We start from the raw sequence: 15,863 nt of genomic DNA, 5'->3' as shown, positions 1-15,863 counted from the left end.
AGGCTTGGGGCCACTGCTACTCTAAGCCTTGCTCTGTTGGATTGCTATGCTCTTCACAAATGCTCCAGCAAAGCGTGGGTGCTGGGCAGGACGGGGAGAGTCATCAACTGCCCCAGCCGCGAAACGGTGAGCTCCGCCGCCGGCATGGGTTCCGAGACCTGTCCGCTGCTGAACACCAGGACTCGGTTGCTGTACGGCAAGATCTCGTCCAAATCCGCCGAGGCAAAAACAATAGCCGTCCCTGCTTGGGCGCGTTCCAGCAGTTGACTCCAGACCCACAGCGCCGACTCAATGTCCAACCCGCAGATCGCAGCGCAGAAAGCCGCTCAGGATCTTGACCAAGGTGCTTTTGCCGGCCCCATTTTCCCCCAGCAGACCGTGGATCGTGCCCGCCTCCACCCGCAAGGACACATCGCGGTTCGCCTGTACCGCCCCAAAGCGCTTGTGGATGTGCAGCAGCTCCACCTTCATCCCGTCTATGCTAACCTGCCCCCCCAGACCCAAAATCCCGAAGAATACAGTTGCTGAGGTTGCAAGCGTCGGTGCTACGATAGCGGCAGCTCGCCGTCAGGCGTTGGCTACGGACGAGTTCAGCATCGATCTGTGGTTCGCCCTGCCCCTCTGCTTCGCCCTTCTCCCCTGCCGCCCATCTCAGATAGTAACCGCCTCAAAATCTTCTCAGGCAGCGCCAATCCGGATTTGGCCCAGGAGGTGGCGCGCTACCTGGGCATGGATCTGGGGCCTATGTTGCGCAAGCGCTTTGCCGATGGCGAGCTGTACATCCAAATCCAGGAGTCGATCCGGGGTGCCGATGTCTACTTGGTGCAGCCCACCTGCCGCCCGGTCAACGATCACCTGATGGAGCTGCTGGTGATCATCGACGCCTGCCGCCGCGCCTCGGCCCGCCAGATCACTGCCGTCTTGCCCTACTACGGCTACGCCCGCGCCGACCGCAAAACCGCCGGACGGGAAGCCATCACCGCCAAGCTGGTGGCCAACATGATCACCCAGGCGGGGGCACACCGGGTGCTGGCCATGGATCTGCACTCGGCCCAGATCCAGGGCTACTTCGACATTCCCCTCGACCACGTCTACGCCCAGCCGGTACTGCAGGCTTACCTCAAAGAAAAAGGCCTGCTCGACGAAGATATTGTGGTCGTCTCTCCCGATGTGGGCGGGGTAGCGCGGGCGCGTGCCTTTGCCAAAAAACTCAAGGAAGCTCCGCTGGCAATCATCGACAAGCGCCGCCAGGCCCACAACGACGTGGAAGTCATGAACCTCATTGGCGATGTGCGCGGTAAAATCGCCATCCTCGTAGACGACATGATCGACACGGCAGGCACCATCTCGGAAGGGGCGAAGCTGCTGCGCAAGTCGGGGGCCAAGGCGGTCTATGCCTGCGCCATCCACCCTGTCTTTTCCGATCCGGCCATCGAACGCCTGCAGGGCGGTCTGTTTGAAGAGGTGATCGTCACCAACACCATCCCCATTCCTCCAGAGCGGCATTTTCCAGGCTTGACCGTCCTCTCGGTGGCGAACGTGCTGGGAGAGGCGATCTGGCGCATCCACGAAGACAGCTCCGTCAGCAGCATGTTTCACTAAAGTTTCTCCAGAGCATCGCTAAAGTATAGATAGTGGGTGCAGAACGGGCGTACCTGCCGGGGATCCTTTGCTTTTTGCCCTGTGAAGACCAACTCAGCAGGTGCCCCCCATCTATCGCGATGGACTGGGTAGAGCTAGCTTCCCAGCCGAGTTTTTCCCATGTCGCCTCCCATTTCTAGGTCACCGAGATCCGTTGTGAACGGTTTTGTTCCCGGGCAGGCCGCCGCCAGGGAAGAGCCGTCCCTTCAAACTGAACTGAATACAGAATTGAATACGGAGTCCGCTGCAGCGCTGTACCCGCTGTTGCAATTGCTGGGGCAACTGCTGAACGTCCCCTTGGTCTATCTAGAACTGGTCCAGCCGGGATCCGATCCCGACTCGCCTGCAAAAGGGATCCTCTACCGCGACCCCCAGCGGATCCCCGGCAACGAGCCGCCCAACCCCATCGGCGGATCTTGGCCTTTTCAGGAAGCCTTTCCCCTGCTGGATGAGGGCGGGAGGCCGCTGGCGACACTTCACCTGCGGGGGGAGCGCCCCCGCCCACTGAGCCTCCCCGAACGGGGACAGATCGACCTCATCGCCCTCAGCCTGCGACACATCCTGCTCCAGGCCCAGGAGCAGCGACAAGCCCTCGCGCAACTTCGGGCGCAACTGCAGCACAGCCGCAGCACCGCTGCCCGCTACCAACAGATCTTCGAGAACGCCGTCGAAGGCATTTTTCAAACCACCCCTGAGGGAAAATATCTGGCTGCCAACCCAGCTCTGGCCCATATTTTCGGCTACGAATCCCCGGAAGATTTGATGCGCAATGTCTCCGATATCGGCACCCAAATCTATAGCGACCCAGAGCAGCGATCTGAGTTCCTGCAGCACATGCTGAGAGAAGGTCAAGTCGTGGATGCAGAGCGCCAGGTCTGCCGCAAAGACGGCAAAGTCATCTGGATTTCTTTAAATGCCCGCACCCTGTACGACGAGCAGGGGGATCCCCTCTATTTTGAAGGATTTGTTACTGATATCACAGCATCCCGCCAGCTTAAAGAACGACAACAACAGTTAGAAGAAGCCCGCAGAGAAAGCGAACATCGTTTTCTACAACTGGCGGAGAATACGCAACAACTGTTCTGGATTTCAACGCTCTGCGGCAAAGAGCTGATTTACGTCAGCCCCGCCTGTGAAACCATTTGGGGCCTTTCCCCTGCAGAGGCCTACGCCAATCCCCAGGCCTGGATGCGCCACATTCACCCTGACGATCGCTGGCTGTTCCCCACCATTTTTCAAGCCCAACTTCAGGGCCAACCCACCGATGTGGTTTTTCGCCTCTGCCGCCCCGATGGCTGCATCCTCTGGCTGCGGGAACGTACCTTTCCTATTGCCGACAAAGAGGGCAAAATCTATCGAGTGGCAGGGATCGTCGAAGACATCACCGAGTCCAAGCAACTGGAAGCCGAACGTCGTCGTATAGAGCAAGCCTGGCAACAGAGCGCCAACCATTTCCGGCAGATTTTTGAGCTGGCCCCCAATGGAATTGCCCTGGTGGATTTGCAGGGGCGATTTATCCAGGTCAACGAGGCTTTTGCCCAGATTGTCGGCCATACTCCCGAAGAATTGAAACATCGGCAACAACTGGACATTCTCCACCCGGAAGATGTCAATCAACTGCTGGGGGCCAATGAGGCTTTGTTGGTGGGGAAAGTCTCTGTCAGCCAGCGCCAGATTCGCTACATCAATCGTTCCGGTCAGGTCGTCCATGTCCTGTTTCAGGCTACGCTTCTCAGCGATGAGGAAGGGCAGCCCACCCAGTTTCTCAACCAGGTGATCGACATCAGCGCCCGCGTCGAGGCAGAAATCGCCCTCAAAGAAAGTGAAGAACGCTTCCGCCAATCTTTTGAGTGGTCCCCGATTGCCAAGGCCATGACCCAGGTGGACGGCACTTATTTGCAGATCAACGCCGCCTTTACCGAAACCCTGGGCTACACCCTAGAGGATCTCAAGGGAAAAACCGTCCTCGACATCACCCATCCCGACGACATCGCCGTCACCTTGGAAAACAGTAACCGCCTGCTGGCCGGCGAGGTGCACCACTGCGAACAGGAACAGCGCTACATCCACAAGAACGGGCAAATCGTCTACGCCCTTCTCCGCATCACCCTGGTGCGCACCGCCCAAGGGGATCCCAGCTACTTTCTCAGCCAAATTTTGGACATTACCGAGCGCAAACAAGCGGAGGCGGCCCTGCGCCAAAGCGAGCTGAGCCTGCGGGGCATCTTCGAGCAGTCGGCCCTGGGCATTTCCATCGTCGATAGACAGGGCCGTTACCTCAAGGTAAACCCCGCCCTGGAAGAGATCTTGGGCTACAGCGCCGCCGAACTGACCCACATGAGTTTTTGCGACCTCACCCATCCGGAAGATATCGGCAAAGATTGGCAACTTTTCCAGGAGGTTTTGAACGGCCAACAAGATCACTACCACCTAGAAAAACGCTACATCCACCGCAGCGGCAAGGTGGTTTGGTGCCGCCTGGCGGTCTCGGCAGTGCGGGATCCCGAAGGCAAAAACCTCTTCGTTATTGGCATTTGCGAAGATATTACCGAAGAAAGACAGGCGAAGCTGCAGATCCAGGCTGCCCTTCAGGAAAAAGAGATTCTGCTGCGGGAGATTCACCACCGCGTCAAAAACAACCTACAAATCATCTCCAGCCTGCTGCGGCTCCAGGCGGATCAAATCAAAAGCCGCAAGTACGCCCGCGTTTTTAAGGATGCCGGCAGCCGCATTCAAGCGATGTCTTTGATCCACGAGGGCCTGTACCAATCCAACAATCTGGCCGCTGTGGATCTCAAGCAATACTTACACAATTTGATCTCCAACCTCTTTCACTCCTACGGAGTGAACCCCGAGAGCATTCGCGCCAGCATCCGCGCCGAAGGGATCCGCCTCAACCTCGACGATGCAGTTTTGTGTGGCCTGATCATCAACGAGCTGGTCACCAACAGCCTCAAGTATGCCTTCCCCAAAGGTCGCAGCGGGGAGATAGAGGTTTGTTTTAGCCAAACCCGCAAATATACTCAGTTGCGCGTCTCTGACAATGGCATCGGCTTGCCCCGCGATTTCGACTTCAAGGAAACTCAATCTCTGGGTTTACAACTGGTTGCAACCCTCACCGATCAGCTCCAGGGCAAGATAGAATTGAGAAACAAATCGGGTACCACTTTCATCATCACCTTTCCGAGGAGCCAGCCTTGAAGAAAGTTCCCATGCTTGCCAAAGGCAGCATTCTGGTTGTCGAAGACGAGAAGATCATCGCCAAGGATATCGCCAACGTCCTGAAAAAATTTGGCTATGCGGTGCCGGCCATCGCCTCCTCCGGCGAAGAAGCGATCCGACGGCTGGAAGAGATGTCGGTGGACTTAGTCTTGATGGATATCGTCTTGAAGGGGGATATCGACGGCATCGAAGCCGCCAAGCGGATCACCGAGCGCTTCAACATTCCGGTGGTGCATCTGACGGCCTACGCCGATGACGATACGCTCTCCCGCGTCAAAGAGACCCGGCCTTTCGGTTACATCATCAAGCCTTTCAAAGAGCGGGAACTTTACACCACCATTGAAATTGCCCTGCACAACCACCGGCAGAGCCTGGAGAGCCGCAAGCTGGAAGAGAAAAGAATCGAGGAACTGCGGCAAAAACTGCAGCAGTTGCAGCAGTTCACGGATGTGAAGGGCACTCTGTTCAAGAAGTTCTTGCAAGATCTGAGTGAGCCCCTCTCGAACCTCAGCTTTGCCCTGGGTCTGCTCAAGGATGCCGAGTCGGAGCAAAAGCGGGAACACTATCTGCGAGTGCTGGAGGATGAGTTGCGCCGTGAGCTGGAGCTAATCCATCAGACCTCTAACCTAGAAAATCTTCTGAACCTGGAAAACGTCGGCCTATTGAGCCAGTTCAGCCTGCTGCGGCCCAGTCCCAGTCGTCCGTTGGAACGGGAGGCACTGGCAACTGCAGCCACAGCCTCATTGCCCGTGCCCTCCCAAGAGTCGCCTGCACAGGAGGCGATTACAGTGCCGCGGGCGACGCTGCGCCCCCTCAATCAAACCCAGTTGGCGGAGCGGCTGGGGGTAGTGGTCTCCGCCATCACCTACTGGAAATTCAAAACCGGTTTTCCGGAGTGGAGCCGCAGCCGGGATCCCGACGGCATTTCTTGGCGCTATTCCCCCGATTCCAAGCGCTTTTCGCCTGTACCCTAGCCTAGGGCTGCACCACTTCCACCCGCACCGGCGCCAGCCCAGAGCGCACCATCCCCAGGGCCTCTGCCGCCCGCAGGGAAAGGTCGATAATCCGACCGGGGATGAAGGGGCCGCGATCGTTGATGCGCACGACGGCCTGGCGCCCGTTACTCAGGTTGGTGACCCGCACCTCGGTACCGAAGGGCAGAGTGGGGTGGGCAGCCGTCATCTCATGGCGGGTGGGGTGCAGGTCATACCAAGAGGCGATCCCTTCCTGCACAGGCCCAACGGTACGGACAGGGGCAGGTTTTGGTTGAGCGGCTGTTTCTGGCTTAGGGCCTACAACGGTGGCCTTGGCGGTGAGAGCAGCCGGTTGAGGTAGGGCCGGAGCCGAAATGGGGGGCGCATCCAGCAGCAGACGGCGCAGACGATTGGCAGCCAAAACCGCCGTATCCACCGGGCGTTGGTGATTTGGCAGCAGCACTCCCCCGTCGATGCGCAGCAATTCCTCGCCGTTGACCTGAACTGCGTAGAGGGGATCCCCGGATTGGGGCTCTGCCCAAGCCAGGGCGATGGTCGTGTCCTTCAGGGATCCCTGGGCCATTTGGTTGAGCCGGGCCACCAGGGTGCTGGCCCGCAGCAGCGGTGGTTCCAGCCCAGGCTGCTCGACAAAGCTGACAATAGGCAAATCCTTCACATAGACAGTGACCACCTGCCGACCGTCCATCTGGTAGTCGTAGAGGGTGGAGACAGGCTGGCTGGACGACTGCTGTTGTTCGCCGATCTTGAGGGTAGGTTCTTCTGTCGGCCGCGAAGGGATCGCCTGTCGAGATAGGAGGAGAGACTCCGAGTCCTGCGAGTGCAAGGTGCCGAGTTTGGCCGGCAGGGGGGCGTTGGGTTGGGAAGGGGAGATAAGGTCAGTTGCCGGGGAGAGCGAGTGGGCTTTGGGGGATGGCTGGGTTGCTCTGGCACTGGGAGATCCGCTGCGAGTTGAGGCTTGTGCCTGCGAGTTCGGGCTGCCCAACATGCCTGCCGGCAAGCTGAGAGCCGTAACACAGAGACAGCCGACTAAGCCCACTTGGCGGGCGGGAGCCAGTCCCTGTCCTAGCCGCTTCCAATTTCGCATGAGGCCGCGCTCCTCTCGAAACTCCTGTACAACATCCACTGCGACAGTAAAACAGAAGTTAATGTACCATAGGTTTCTAAGTTGACAAGCTTGCCCGGTCGAGGGCAAAAGCCTAAGTCCCGTCAGCACAAGGATTTTCGGCATCTTGGACTACCGCTCAGCAGGGGTTGACATCGATCTGGGCCGCGCCTTTGTCAAGGGGGTTCGGGAGCGCGTTGAACGAACTAAAGTCCCGTTTTCAGGTTCTTCAGGAACCTTGGGGGGCATTGGCGGCTTTGCCGGCCTGTTCGAGCTGCCGGCGGGCTACCGGGCACCGGTTTTGGTTGCCGGTACCGATGGGGTGGGCACCAAGCTGGAGATTGCCCAGCAGTGGGGGCAGCACCGCGGAGTGGGCATCGACCTGGTGGCCATGTGTGTCAACGATGTGCTGACGGTGGGAGCCAAGCCGCTGTTTTTCCTGGACTACGTGGCTACCGGCAAGCTGGAGCCGGAAGCTCTCTGGCAGGTGATCGACGGCATTCTGGAGGGCTGCCAAGAGGCCGGCTGCCAACTGCTGGGGGGAGAGACGGCGGAGATGCCGGGGTTTTATCCGCCCGGCAAGTACGACCTGGCGGGATTTTGTGTCGGGATTGTCGAGAGGGCGGACATTCTCGACGGCTCGCGGGTGCAGGCTGGGGATCGGCTGTGGGCCTTGCCCAGCAGCGGCCTGCACAGCAACGGCTTCAGCCTGGTGCGACGCATTGTGGCCGAGCGGGGCTGGCGCTGGGATCACCAGCCCTCTGGTTGGGATCGGCCTTTGGCGGAGGTGTTTCTCACCCCCACCCGCATCTACGTGCAGGCGGTGCAGAGGCTGCAAGCAGCAGGGATCCCCATCCACGGCATGGCCCACATCACCGGCGGCGGCATCCCGGAAAACTTGCCCCGCTGTTTGGCTCCTGACCAGGCGGCGCGGCTGCAGCCCCACAGTTGGCCCATCCCACAGGAATTTCTCTGGCTGCAGGAGCAGGGCCAGGTGGAGACTTTGGAGATGTTCAACACCTTTAACCTGGGGGTGGGCTATGTGCTGGTGGTGCCCCCTGAGGCGGAAGATTTGCTGAGATCGCTGCTGCCGGAAGCCTTCCCTATTGGCGAGGTGGTGGCGCCCTGTCCTGGGGAGAGCCGAGTCTTGGGGTTGGAAGCGTGGGGATCCCTGGCCCCCTGAGCACCCCACCAAAAGGGGGGAGGGGATCCCGGTGCCGTTTGCTTATCCCCGCCGCCGCTGTGCTAAGTTTGCTGATGGCCTCAGCGCTGCCGCCTCTGTCGCTCCCCACCTCTGTTTGTTTCAAGACAGGGGCTGCTCGCTTTACACACCTACAGACTTAGGCTGTTGGCCAACTCACGCTGACCCTCTAGGTTAGGAGCCGCCGATGATAGGTTTATCCACTGCTCCTGCAACCACGGCTGCCATCGAAGTGGAGCATCTGAGCAAAACCTACGGCAGCTTTACGGCCATTCGCGATATCTCTTTCCAGGTCAACGCCGGCGAGATCATGGGATTTTTGGGCCCCAACGGCGCCGGCAAGACCACCTCCATGCGCATTTTGGCAGGGTATCTGCCCGCCAGCGAGGGGACGGCGCGGGTGGCCGGGTTTGATGTCCACGAAAACTCGATGGCGGTGCGGCAGCGCATCGGCTATTTGCCGGAAAACCCGCCCCTCTACCCCGATATGACCGTGGAGGCCTACCTGCACTTTGTCGCCCAGATCAAGCGGGTCAGCCCCGGCGACCGGCCTAGGCGGGTGGACGAGGTGATCCGCCGCTGCAGCCTGGAAGACAAGCGCCACACCTTGATCCGCAAGCTCTCCAAGGGGTACAAGCAGCGGGTGGGACTGGCCCAGGCTCTGGTGCACGACCCGCCGGTGATCATTCTGGACGAGCCCACGATTGGGCTGGATCCCAAGCAGATCATCGAGGTGCGCAACCTGATCAAGAGCTTGGCGGGAGAGCACACCATCATCCTCTCCACCCACATCTTGCCGGAGGTGAGCATGACCTGCGACCGGGTGGTGATCATCAACCGCGGCCAGGTGGCGGCCATCGGCACGCCCGCCGAGCTGACAGCCCAGCTTCAGGATCGGCAGCAGGCGAAGCTGGTGGTGGGCGCTCCTGAAGCAGCAGCCATTCGGTCGGCCCTGCAGCATTTGCCCCAGGTCGAAGTGGTGAGTTTGCAGCCCCTGGGATCCGATCCCCCTCGCTGGCAGGTGCAGCTTAAAAGCAACGCTGCTGCTGTTCGCGACGGCGGGACAGAGTCCTTAGGCTGGATCCCGGAGGTGGCCAGGGCCCTGGTGCAGGCGGGGATCGCCCTCTACGAGATCGGCCGTCCCCAGGCTTCTTTGGAAGAGATTTTCCTGCAGCTCACCACCCAAGAGGGATCTGAGGGCGCATTGGAGGAAGCAGCATGAACGGAGCAGTGGCCATTTTTCGTAAAGAACTGCGCGGCTACTTCACCTCCCCCATTGCCTATGTGGTGGCGGCGGTGTTCTGGGGGCTGGCGGGGTTTTTCTTCTTTAATATCTTGGTGCGGGTGATCAGCTTTTCCCAGCAGGTGGATCTCTTTGCCCAGTTTGGCCAAGAGAACCCCTTTGATGCCGCCACCATCCTGTCGCAGCAGTTTCTCAACCTCTTGGGCACGCTTTCCTTATTTTTATTGCCCATCTTTACCATGAGCTCCTACGCCGAGGAGCGGCGGCGGGGCACCATGGAGCTGCTGGCCACCTCCCCTATTACCAACTTGGAGGTGGCCCTGGGCAAGTGGCTGGCGGTCTGGGTGTTTTTTATGACGCTGCTGTTGCCGCCGCTGGTCTACCACGTGCTGGTGCTGAGCAGCGCCAACCCAGCAGTGGACTACCGCCTGACCTTGGTGGGCTATGTGGGACTTGCTCTGCTGGCGGGCAGTGTCATGGCCTTGGGGTTGTTCATCTCTTCCCTGACGGACAGCACCCTCATTGCCGCGGTGGCCACCTTTGGGCTAATCCTGCTGCTCTGGGTGATCGACGCGGCGGCTGGCCAAGAGAACAACTGGATTGCCGCTACCCTGAGGCATATTTCTTTGCTGCAGCAATATAGCAACTGGGTGCAAGGGATCCTCAGCAGCAGTAGCGTCGTCCTTTTCCTCAGCATCATCCTGCTGGGGCTGTTTGCCACGGTGCAATCGGTAGAAAGCCTGCGCTGGCAGCAGAGCTAAGGTTGTCTTGGGAGGTGTGCGGTGATAAAAGATTGGCGGGCGTTGGCAGATTGGGCGGGGATCCTCGGCCTTGGTGTGATTGCCATCGGCCTGCTGGTGGGATCCGCTCTTACCGGCTGGACGGCGGTGCCCCTCAGCTTGCTGGCAGTAGGCCTGGCCCTGGTGGTGGTGTGGGGTCTCACCCACCGGCAGGAAGTGAGCCTGTTCTTGGGGCTGCGCTCCACCCAGACCAACGCCAACATCCTGGTGGCGGTGGCGGCGATGGCCGTCATCCTGGTGCTGGTGAATGTGGTGGCGGTGCGCTACGACCTGCGCCTGGATCTCACCGAGGAGGGCCTGTTTACCCTGTCGCCTCAAACCCGGCAACTGGTGCAGGGATTGGCGCAACCCGTCAAAGTCTGGGTGGTTACCACGGCGCCGGATCCCAACCTGCGGGAACAACTGGAGCGCTACCGCCGCCTCAACCCCGAGCGCTTCCAGTTTGCGTTTGTCGATCCCAATCGGGATCCCCTCACCATTCAGCGGCTGCAGGTGACGCAAAACAACACCCTGGTGGTGGAGGCCGGAGAAAGCCGGCAGCAACTGCCGCAGCCCCCTGCCCCTGACCTGGAGAGCAAGCTGACCCCCGTCTTGTCTAAAGTGGTCAACCGCGGGGAGTTGCTGGCCTATTTCGTGCAAGGGCATGGGGAAGTGGGCCTAGAAGCGCGGGAAGGCACCCCAACGCTGGCTCAGGCGGTGGCAGCCCTCGGCCAGGAGGGCTATCGGGTGGAGCCTTTGAACCTGGTGCAGGCCGAGATCCCGGACAAGGCAGAGGTTTTGGTGTTGGCGGGGCCACAGCGGGCTCTCTTCCCCGGCGAGGTGGAGAAGCTGCAGGACTACCTGGCCAAAGGGGGGCGGCTGCTGCTGCTCATTGGGCCGCGGGTGGATGCCGGCTTGGATCCCTTGCTGGAGGAGTGGGGCGTGGTTTTGGGAGATGACATCCTTATCGAGGTGAGTAGCGTCAGCCAACTCCTGGGCACGGGGCCGGCAGTTGCCCTAGTTACCACCTACGGGGATCACCCCATCACCGCCCCCTTGGCCGAGCAGCGGCTGATGACCCTCTTTCCTCTGGCCCGTTCGGTGGAAACCCAAGCCCGCGAAGGGATCCAGGCCACACCCCTGCTGCGCACCGGCCCGCAGAGCTGGGGGGAGACCAGCCCCAACCTGGAAGCTGGCCCCGTGCAATTTGACCCAAATCAAGACAAGCCCGGCCCCCTGACCTTGGGCGTAGCCCTGACCCGGCAGGTGAAAGGCGATCAGAACAACTCAGAAGCCCAGGAGTCGCCGACCGAGGCCCGCCTGGTGGTGATCGGCAACGTCAACTTTGCCCTCGACGGCAACCTGAGGCAGCAGGGCAACCGCGATCTTTTCCTCAACACGGTTAACTGGCTCACCGAGCGAACTGAACAAATCTCCATTCGCCCCAAATCCATTACCGATCGCCGTCTCACCCTGACCGGCCAAAACTTCCGCTGGCTGGTGCTGGGATCGACGGTGCTCCTGCCGGTTGTGGCGTTGGGATCGGGAGCTGTGCTCTGGTGGCAAAGACGGTAGAGCCGAAGGAGGACAAGCATGTTCAAGCGCAGCACCTGGATTCTTTTGGGTTTGGCGGTGGCTGCTCTGCTGGGGTATTTCCTCTTCGATAACTTCCAGCAACTGCGGCAGCAGCAGCAGGCGGAGCGGGCGCGGCTCTTTCACTTTGCCCCCGACACCATTGCCCGCATTGAGCTCCGCCAAGAGGGGGAACCGGAGGAGATCCTTTTGGAGCGCGCCCCTCAAGAGGGATCCCGTTGGCGCATTATCCGTCCCATCCAGTCGGCGGCGCTGGACTTCCCGGTGGAGCAACTCCTCAACACCTTCTCCCGCCTCACGCCTCAAATCACGCTGGAAGGGGCCACCGACCTGGCCGCTTTTGGTCTTGATCAGCCGCGCCACCAGATCGCCCTCTTCCCCCAAGAAGGGGATCCCTACCGCCTGGACATCGGCAACGACAACTTCGACAGTTCCGGCTTCTACGCCCGGCCAGCAGGGGGAGAGGTGGTGCTCTTGGCCAGCGCCCAGAAGGGATCCCTGCTGCCTTCCCTTTTGGCTTTGCGGGACAAAACTCTGCTGCGCTTCGAGACGGCGGCAGTGAAGTCTCTGCAGGTGCAGTTGGCTGAGGCCGATCCAGAGGTTGTTCGTTTGCAGCGGCAAGAAGATACTTGGCAGATCGTCGAGCCCAGGGCGCTGCCTGCTGATGACCTCAACGTCGACCGTCTGCTCAATACGTTGTCTCGCCTGCAGGCGGTGGAGTTCCCGGCTGAAACCAAGGCGGAGCTGGCTCCTTATGGTCTGGAGAAGCCTTCTGCTCAGCTAACCGTTGAGCTCAAGGACGGCAAAACCCTGAGGGTGGCCTTGGGATCGGAAAAAGATGGTCAAGTCTATGTCATCACCTCGGAGCACCCGGCGGTGGCCGCCCTGCTCACCAGCACCGCCGACATTCTCCGCTCCGACTTCGAGGAGCTGCGGGATCACCGCCTTGCCCGCCTCAACCCCAACCAGGTGGGCCAAGTCATCCTGGAGTCTCAAGGGGAGCAGCTCACCCTCAACCCTCTGCCGCAGGAGAAGGGATCCCTGGAGCTGCGCTGGGACAATCCAGAGCGACCGGGCCAGCCTGTAAACCTCAGCTCTCTCTTCTCCAGCCTCAACGCCGCCCGCGCCAAGGAGTTCGTGCCGGAGACGGATCCCGACGCCCAAAAAGCCCTGGCCGAGCCGGATCTGAAGCTGACCTTTGAGCCCAAAACCGAGGACGGTCGGGATCCCTTGACGTTGAGCTTGACGTCTGCCGGTCTGCGCGCCTACGTACGAAGCAGCTATCAGCCGGACATTGCCGTCATCGACCTCAGCACCTTCAACAGCGTGGAAACCGAAGTGAATCGCTTGCTGGAGAGTGGGGCAGAATCCTCTGCGGGCTCCTAGGAAGGCGGTGGCCGGCGGGCCTTATCTCAGCCGGCAGAGGCGGTGGTTGTCTCTTCTTTGGCTGGCGCTGCTTTTTTGAGAGACTCGCCCTGGATCGTCAACACCGAGCAGGGGGCGCGGTGGAGCACGTAGTTGCTGACGCTGCCCAAAAACAGCTCGCTCAGGCCAGAATGGCCGCGGCGGCCTACCACAATCAAGTCCGCCGGCCAAGAGCGGGCCAGATCGCAGATGACCCGACCGGGGTTGCCGTAGTTGAGGCTGTACTCGGCGCGAACTCCCTGCTCAGCGGCTTTCTCCACCAGCGAGCGCAGATAGTCGATCTGGTTTTGCTCGAAGATGGCGCACTGCTCTCGATAAGACTGCCACAGCTCGGCGCTGATGGTGGAGCTGTAATCTACACCTAGGATCATCGGCGGCTCCGGCGCACCGGGCTCTTCCTGAGACAAAACATGGAGGAGCATCATCTCGGCCTGCATGGCCTTGGCCAGTTGGACGGCCTTTTGAAACACTCCCTGGCTCAGCTCCGACCGATCCACCGCCACCAAAATCCTGCTGAACATACCGACTTCCTCCAAATGGCCAACAGATGGGCAAAAGACAAGGCTTGACTTCGGTTTCGACTCCAAGTTCCTCTTTTCTTTACCTCCATCTATCTGTGTTGTAGAAGATCTGGGCGAGAAAACCGCGGGCATCTCGGATGACTTGTCGGATTGGCAATGAAAGTTCAGAGATCTTGACACAGGTCAGAACGCATCGTCCTGAACCGCCCACTCCAGCACCGCCTGCAGCGCCTCGGCTTGCTCCTGCCAGACTTGGTCGAGGGGAGTGCCCCGCAGGAGTTCCAGCGTCAGGGTGGGGATCCGCCGTTCCTGCCCTGCCCAGGTGCCCAAAGAGCCGGGGGTGGGATAGCCAATGTCGTCGGTTACCGGCAGGCCATTGTGAGCAGCCATCACCTGGGCCAGCTCAAGGGCAGGGCCGTTGTAGTTCACGCAGGGATTGCTTTGGCAGGAGTGGGCAGAGAGGATAAACTGAGGCCGAATCTGGGCCAAACTCGCCAACAACGCCTGTGTCTCGGGCTCGGAGCCTGGGGCTGGCCCCGGCGGATAGCGAGCTTCCAAAGAGGCCGGGATCCAATCTTGCGTGGGCAGATTGCGGTTGAGATCCACGCCGTTGGCGTTGAGCCGTTGCCCCAGGGCACAGCCATCCGGGTTCAGGCGTGGGATCGCCCAAAGCGCTGCCCTGCCCTCCAAGGATCTCCATTTCCCAGAGGCCACATAGCGCTCGATCAGGGCATAGCCTTCTACCTCATCCCCGTGTACTCCCCCGACCAGCAGCAAGGAGCGGATCCCCTGGGTGAGCCGGCAAAGGTAAATGGGGCGCCCCTGCAGCGAGTAGCCGATAACTTGCGGGGATCCGGCGCCAAGTTCCGCAAACATGGGGGATCCCAGCAAAGCTGGCACTGCTAGAACGGGATATCGTCCGGCTCCGGTGGGGAAGCCCCCTCTCCTTCCGAGGAGTCCACCGTTGCAAACTCACCCATCCCCGTCAGAGAGAGAACCTGGGCGGATCCCAGTTGGTGGACGCGACGCGCGGTGATCTCGGCCAGCTTTTCCTTACGCCCATCCCGCTCCACCACATTCATATGCAGTTGGCCCTCCACCGTGACCTGATCCCCCACGTGGCAAGTGTCCACCACCCTTTTGGCCAGTTCCCCAAAAGAAGAAACGCGCACCCGATAGGGTGGCTCATCCGGGCGCAGGCTGGGAAAGCCGATCACCAAGGACGTAACAGCCAAGTTATCGGGAGTGTAGCGTAGCTCCGGCTCGGACAGAACCTCGCCCATCAATACAATCGAGTTCATGACAGGGCCATTCAGGGGTCGAAGGGCAGATCCCAGCATTTCCATCATGCCCGCAGATGGGGATCCCGTCAAACCTAGCCGACGCGGAGGGTCATGTAGCGCAGCACGCTCTCGTTGATGCGCAGATTTTTCTCCCAGGCGGCCACCGCGCTCGGTTCAGCCGCATAGTTGAATTGGATGTACAGGCCCTCCTTGAACTTTTTCATCTCAAAGCCGGCAAAGCGGCGCTTGCCCCTATTGGTAATCTCCACCTGGGTCACCCCGTTCTCTCGCAGGAGCGCCTCCTGGCTGCTGAGCAGTTGTTCGAGGGGTTCATCCGACACATCGGGACGCACAATCAGCATCGTTTCGTAAGCGCGGGGCATGGAAGCGAGGTCTCCTTGACAATCCAGTTGTAGAGATGCAGTAAACTATCCTAACCTCTCCTTCTCACCGCCGAAAAGGCCGTGGCCCAACCCCCACATCCCCTGGTTGCAGCAGCAAGGGGATCCGTTGTTCGATACAATGAGGGTTGCTTCATTGGCCGCCGGTTGGCCTGGCCAAGACACGCTGAATCGAGAGTTGGGATTCCAAGCATGAGCGCAGACGAAGTTTACAGCCGTGTTCGCAAGATCGTGTCCGATCAACTGGGCGTAGAGGACGACAAAGTGACTCCGGAAGCCAATTTCCAGAACGACCTGGGAGCCGACAGCCTCGACACGGTGGAGCTGGTCATGGCTTTTGAAGAGGAGTTCGACCTAGAGATCCCCGATGAAGATGCGGAAGGGATTGCTACGGTGCAAGATGCTGTTAACTACATTCTCTCGAAGAAAGCTGCCTAACCTGCCCCCATACCTCTGG

Annotated in this window: 16 protein-coding genes; 9 read left to right on the top strand and 7 right to left on the bottom strand. The window is 60.1% G+C overall.

Annotated features, from left to right (window positions below):
• Window positions 1-53: 53 nt before the first annotated feature.
• Window positions 54-299 carry a hypothetical protein gene (locus NW862_RS02280; protein ID WP_414336680.1) on the bottom strand — a complete coding sequence of 82 codons (246 nt, stop codon included), beginning with the start codon at window positions 297-299 and terminating at the stop codon, window positions 54-56.
• Window positions 289-471, bottom strand: coding sequence for an ATP-binding cassette domain-containing protein (locus NW862_RS02275; protein WP_414333887.1), 183 nt, complete (start codon window positions 469-471; stop codon window positions 289-291). The genes NW862_RS02280 and NW862_RS02275 overlap by 11 nt, the downstream gene beginning before the upstream one ends.
• A gap of 132 nt (window positions 472-603) precedes the next feature.
• Between NW862_RS02275 and NW862_RS02270 the strand changes: the two genes are divergently transcribed.
• The 3 genes from NW862_RS02270 to NW862_RS02260 all read left to right on the top strand — a co-directional run bounded on the left by NW862_RS02270 (window position 604) and on the right by NW862_RS02260 (window position 5,837).
• Entirely contained in the window at window positions 604-1,602 is a 999-nt protein-coding gene (locus tag NW862_RS02270; RefSeq protein WP_414333885.1) for a ribose-phosphate pyrophosphokinase, read from the top strand.
• A gap of 195 nt (window positions 1,603-1,797) precedes the next feature.
• Complete coding sequence (locus NW862_RS02265; protein ID WP_414426875.1) at window positions 1,798-4,842, top strand: PAS domain S-box protein; 3,045 nt, start codon at window positions 1,798-1,800, stop codon at window positions 4,840-4,842.
• A complete protein-coding gene (locus tag NW862_RS02260) occupies window positions 4,839-5,837 on the top strand; it encodes a response regulator (protein ID WP_414347620.1) in 999 nt (332 codons plus the stop codon). The genes NW862_RS02265 and NW862_RS02260 overlap by 4 nt, the downstream gene beginning before the upstream one ends.
• Before the next feature lies 1 nt (window position 5,838).
• Here the strand turns inward: NW862_RS02260 and NW862_RS02255 are convergent, their stop codons facing one another.
• The gene (locus NW862_RS02255; protein ID WP_414333880.1) at window positions 5,839-6,942 is read right to left on the bottom strand and encodes a septal ring lytic transglycosylase RlpA family protein; all 1,104 of its coding nucleotides are present in this window, start codon (window positions 6,940-6,942) and stop codon (window positions 5,839-5,841) included.
• 145 nt (window positions 6,943-7,087) lie between these two features.
• Between NW862_RS02255 and purM the strand changes: the two genes are divergently transcribed.
• The 5 genes from purM (at window position 7,088) to NW862_RS02230 (ending at window position 13,162) form a co-directional block, all read left to right on the top strand.
• Window positions 7,088-8,143 carry a phosphoribosylformylglycinamidine cyclo-ligase gene (purM, locus tag NW862_RS02250; RefSeq protein ID WP_414333879.1) on the top strand — a complete coding sequence of 352 codons (1,056 nt, stop codon included), beginning with the start codon at window positions 7,088-7,090 and terminating at the stop codon, window positions 8,141-8,143.
• Window positions 8,144-8,348: 205 nt separating this feature from the next.
• Window positions 8,349-9,383, top strand: a complete 1,035-nt coding sequence (locus NW862_RS02245) for an ABC transporter ATP-binding protein (protein WP_414333877.1) — start codon at window positions 8,349-8,351, stop codon at window positions 9,381-9,383.
• Entirely contained in the window at window positions 9,380-10,165 is a 786-nt protein-coding gene (locus tag NW862_RS02240) for an ABC transporter permease (protein ID WP_414333876.1), read from the top strand. The genes NW862_RS02245 and NW862_RS02240 overlap by 4 nt, the downstream gene beginning before the upstream one ends.
• Window positions 10,166-10,186: 21 nt before the next feature.
• Window positions 10,187-11,758 (top strand): GldG family protein, encoded by a 1,572-nt coding sequence (locus tag NW862_RS02235; protein ID WP_414333874.1) that lies wholly within the window; start codon window positions 10,187-10,189, stop codon window positions 11,756-11,758.
• 18 nt (window positions 11,759-11,776) lie between these two features.
• Window positions 11,777-13,162: a DUF4340 domain-containing protein gene (locus tag NW862_RS02230; RefSeq protein WP_414333872.1), complete on the top strand. Its 1,386-nt coding sequence runs from the start codon at window positions 11,777-11,779 to the stop codon at window positions 13,160-13,162.
• Window positions 13,163-13,188: 26 nt separating this feature from the next.
• Here the strand turns inward: NW862_RS02230 and NW862_RS02225 are convergent, their stop codons facing one another.
• From NW862_RS02225 to rpsF, 4 genes are all read right to left on the bottom strand, one after another.
• Complete coding sequence (locus tag NW862_RS02225) at window positions 13,189-13,722, bottom strand: universal stress protein (protein WP_414333870.1); 534 nt, start codon at window positions 13,720-13,722, stop codon at window positions 13,189-13,191.
• 183 nt (window positions 13,723-13,905) lie between these two features.
• On the bottom strand, window positions 13,906-14,598 hold the full coding sequence (locus NW862_RS02220; protein ID WP_414333868.1) for a M14 family zinc carboxypeptidase: 693 nt from the start codon (window positions 14,596-14,598) through the stop codon (window positions 13,906-13,908).
• Between the two features lie 26 nt (window positions 14,599-14,624).
• Window positions 14,625-15,071 carry a single-stranded DNA-binding protein gene (locus NW862_RS02215; RefSeq protein WP_414333866.1) on the bottom strand — a complete coding sequence of 149 codons (447 nt, stop codon included), beginning with the start codon at window positions 15,069-15,071 and terminating at the stop codon, window positions 14,625-14,627.
• A 26-nt stretch (window positions 15,072-15,097) separates the two neighbouring features.
• The gene (rpsF, locus tag NW862_RS02210) at window positions 15,098-15,388 is read right to left on the bottom strand and encodes a 30S ribosomal protein S6 (RefSeq protein ID WP_414333865.1); all 291 of its coding nucleotides are present in this window, start codon (window positions 15,386-15,388) and stop codon (window positions 15,098-15,100) included.
• A gap of 210 nt (window positions 15,389-15,598) precedes the next feature.
• Here rpsF and NW862_RS02205 point away from each other — a divergent pair, with 210 nt between their 5' ends.
• A complete protein-coding gene (locus NW862_RS02205) occupies window positions 15,599-15,844 on the top strand; it encodes an acyl carrier protein (protein ID WP_041436540.1) in 246 nt (81 codons plus the stop codon).
• Window positions 15,845-15,863: the final 19 nt, after the last annotated feature.

The sequence above is a fragment of the Synechococcus sp. H55.8 genome, from assembly GCF_047462375.1.
GTDB lineage: Bacteria > Cyanobacteriota > Cyanobacteriia > Thermostichales > Thermostichaceae > Thermostichus.
The sequence above is the reverse complement of the archived record's forward strand: the minus strand, read 5'-3'. Positions and strand labels throughout refer to the sequence as shown.

Coding starts and splice junctions, on each gene's coding strand:
- NW862_RS02205 (WP_041436540.1), top strand. CDS start 15,599: ATGAGCGCAGACGAAGTTTACAGCCGTGTTCGCAAGATCGTGTCCGAT.
- NW862_RS02215 (WP_414333866.1), bottom strand. CDS start 15,071: ATGATGGAAATGCTGGGATCTGCCCTTCGACCCCTGAATGGCCCTGTC.
- NW862_RS02225 (WP_414333870.1), bottom strand. CDS start 13,722: ATGTTCAGCAGGATTTTGGTGGCGGTGGATCGGTCGGAGCTGAGCCAG.
- NW862_RS02245 (WP_414333877.1), top strand. CDS start 8,349: ATGATAGGTTTATCCACTGCTCCTGCAACCACGGCTGCCATCGAAGTG.
- rpsF (WP_414333865.1), bottom strand. CDS start 15,388: ATGCCCCGCGCTTACGAAACGATGCTGATTGTGCGTCCCGATGTGTCG.
- NW862_RS02240 (WP_414333876.1), top strand. CDS start 9,380: ATGAACGGAGCAGTGGCCATTTTTCGTAAAGAACTGCGCGGCTACTTC.
- NW862_RS02220 (WP_414333868.1), bottom strand. CDS start 14,598: ATGTTTGCGGAACTTGGCGCCGGATCCCCGCAAGTTATCGGCTACTCG.
- NW862_RS02255 (WP_414333880.1), bottom strand. CDS start 6,942: ATGCGAAATTGGAAGCGGCTAGGACAGGGACTGGCTCCCGCCCGCCAA.
- NW862_RS02230 (WP_414333872.1), top strand. CDS start 11,777: ATGTTCAAGCGCAGCACCTGGATTCTTTTGGGTTTGGCGGTGGCTGCT.
- NW862_RS02275 (WP_414333887.1), bottom strand. CDS start 471: ATGAAGGTGGAGCTGCTGCACATCCACAAGCGCTTTGGGGCGGTACAG.